This is a genomic window from Bacillus sonorensis NBRC 101234 = KCTC 13918, assembly GCF_001592005.1.
Lineage (GTDB): Bacteria > Bacillota > Bacilli > Bacillales > Bacillaceae > Bacillus > Bacillus sonorensis.
This window is the reverse complement of the sequence record NZ_BCVZ01000059.1, coordinates 1-1076: the sequence shown is the minus strand read 5'-3', so window position 1 is coordinate 1076 and position 1076 is coordinate 1. Positions and strand designations below refer to the sequence as shown.

Sequence of the window (1076 nt, the reverse complement as noted above, 5' to 3'; positions counted from 1 at the left end):
GACTGTGATTTCGCGTTTTGACGTCATGTAGGCGCAGATGTACGGGCGATTTTCCCCGTCTTCCCGGACGGTTACAATCGTCTCTTTGATGTCTTCATGTTTTTCCAATTGGCTTTCGATTTCGCCGAGCTCAATCCGGAAGCCGCGGATTTTCACCTGGTGGTCGATCCGGCCGATAAATTCGATATTGCCGTCAGGCAGCCATTTTGCCAAGTCGCCCGTCTTATACAGCCTTTCTCCCGGGATGAACGGGTGAGGGATGAATTTTTCCGCCGTCAGCTCCTCGCGGTTTAAATACCCTGTGCTCAATCCGTCTCCGGAAATACAGAGCTCTCCGGGAACGCCGATCGGCAGGAGACAGCCTTGTTCGTCCATAATCAATGCCGACGTATTGGCCAGCGGTCTGCCGATCGGGATCGTTTCGGCTTCTTCACCGATGTCATTGATGAAGTAATATGTCGCATAAACCGTGCTTTCCGTCGGCCCGTATACATGGATCAGCTTATCCGGCCCGATGCGGTCCAGCACTTTTTTCGCATGGGGAACCGATACCCTTTCCCCGCCGAACAGAATTTTTCGCAGTTGGGCCAGACAATCGATATCGATGTCGGCGAGCGTATTGAAGAGCGCCGTCGTGATGAACATCACGCTTACTTTCTCTTTTTTGATAACGCTTCCAAGCTCACTGATGTTTAAAAGCGTTTCTTTCTCGATCATAACCAGTGTGGCGCCGTTTAAAAGAGCTCCGAAAATATCGAATATCGACCCGTCGAAGGAATAGTTCGACAGCTGGAGAATGACATCGTTATGCCGGATATCAATATAATTGGTGTTCTTCACGACCCGGACAGCGCTGTAGTGCGGGGTAACTACGCCTTTCGGCATTCCCGTAGAACCTGATGTATATATAATATAGGCGGCGTCACCGGAATCATTGGCAAGACGCAGCGGCTCTCTGCTGAATCCGGCGAATGCCTCCTTGTCCAAATGAATGACTTCGGCCTCACAATCCATGGCGCAGGCGGCATCGCCCTTCGTCAGTAGTACGGTCGCTTCAGTGTCTTTCAGCATATAGG

The 1076-nt window shown here is 51.2% G+C and carries 1 protein-coding gene; it reads right to left on the bottom strand.

All coding sequences use genetic code 11. The features are described from left to right. Nucleotides 1-1076: amino acid adenylation domain-containing protein (locus tag BTR1S_RS21470; protein ID WP_156483232.1), on the bottom strand; the 1076-nt coding region annotated here is incomplete at both ends.